The 1,515-nt window shown below is 71.7% G+C and carries 2 protein-coding genes; both read right to left on the reverse strand.

The window, feature by feature from the left end:
• Positions 1–995: PPE family protein (locus OQ968_RS24685; protein ID WP_324682276.1), on the reverse strand; the 995-nt coding region annotated here is incomplete at its 3' end.
• A 355-nt stretch (positions 996–1,350) separates the two neighbouring features.
• Positions 1,351–1,515, reverse strand: a 165-nt coding sequence (locus tag OQ968_RS24690) for a PPE family protein, SVP subgroup (RefSeq protein WP_420716003.1), incomplete at its 5' end; no start/stop codon positions are given.

Raw genomic sequence — 1,515 nt, forward strand, 5'->3', positions numbered from 1 at the left:
TCTTCGACGCCGGTGGCGGCGGCCCAGCTCTGCGGCACCGAGAGCCCGCCGATCTTGGTCGCCGACGACAGGCTTGCCGTGGCCGCCGGCAGGGCGGCCGGGTGCCAGGTCCAGCCGCCGGCGCCCAGGGCGGCGAATTGCGGTGTGACGAAGAATGCGCCCTGGGCACCGGCGGTGGTTCCCACCGGGCCGTTGAACAACTGCTGCCCGATGGCTACCCCGAAGGCCGCCAGGCCATTCGACTGATAGGGCAGGCCGGTCATCCGTTTGAGGACCGTGTCGTAGTTGGCGGGGCTGAGTTGCCACCACGGCGTGTTCGGGTTGGGTAGCCCCACCGTGCCGGGGGCCTGCGTGGCGGGGGTCGATGCCAGTTGTGGGGTCATGCTCGCGACGGTTTGTCCGGAGTTGCCGGCGGGGGTGGCCTGGGCCTGCGCGACCGCCAGCGCCTGGTCGGCCGGGGCCTGCGGGGTGGTGGTGTTCGGCGGTGAGCGAAACGGCGTCAAGGTCGAGGCCGTTGCCGAGGACGCCGAATAGCCGTACATGGTGGTGGCGTCTTGGGCCCACATCTCCAGGTACTGGGCCTCGGTCGCGGCGATCGCGGGGGTGTTTTGCCCGAAGAAGTTGGTCGCGATCAGCGTGGCCAGCAGCACCCGGTTGGCCGCGATCACCGGCGGGGGCACCGTCATCATGAACGCCGTCTCGTAGGCGGCCGCGGCCGCGCGGGCCTGGTTGGCCGTCTCCTCGGCCTGCCCGGCCATGGTGTCCAGCCAGCTGACATACGGGGTGACCGCCGACAGCATCGACGCCGACGCCGGGCCCACCCAGGGCGCGCCGGTCAGCTCCGAGACCACCGAGCCATAACCGGCGGCCGCCGCGGCCAACTCAGCCGCCAACCCGTCCCAGGCCGCGGCCGCGGCCATCATCGGCCCCGACCCCGGACCGGCATACATCAGACCCGAGTTGACCTCCGGCGGTAACGCCCCGAAATCGAACACCTACCCACCGCCGAACCCGAACGACGATCCCCTCACGCGTTGCCCCCACTTGGCGCCTTTCAGCAAGTCCCTTTCGTGTGAGGCTAATGAGCGGAACGCCCCCGCCCGGGTCGTCGAAGCGACGGGCCCCCGGGGTGCCACAACACCCGTAGGGAGCGTGGCGGCGGGCGTGGGCGGCGCCGCGAGACCCAAAATGTGCGGCGGGCACGGTCATCATCTGCGGTAACGGGCGGACGACGTCGGCCAGCCGCGGGCAGCCGTCGCCCGCGCGAGGCGGCGGACGCCCCGATCGGGGACAAAAAATCCCGCCGCAGCAAATACCCGCCGATGGCGTTGGCGGGTGGGTATCCGGTGGTTATCCGGCGGAGAGTGGGCGGGCCATGACGGTGGGTTTGAATCCGTAGCGTGGTCCGGCGCCGGCGCCGCGGGCCATGCCGGCTCCTGTGGTGGCGGGCACGCCGCCGACGAGGTTGCCGGCCCCGGATTCGGGGGCGGTGATGACCTCGCTGACCGGGACCGC

Source organism: Mycobacterium sp. 663a-19, from assembly GCF_035616495.1.
GTDB lineage: Bacteria > Actinomycetota > Actinomycetes > Mycobacteriales > Mycobacteriaceae > Mycobacterium.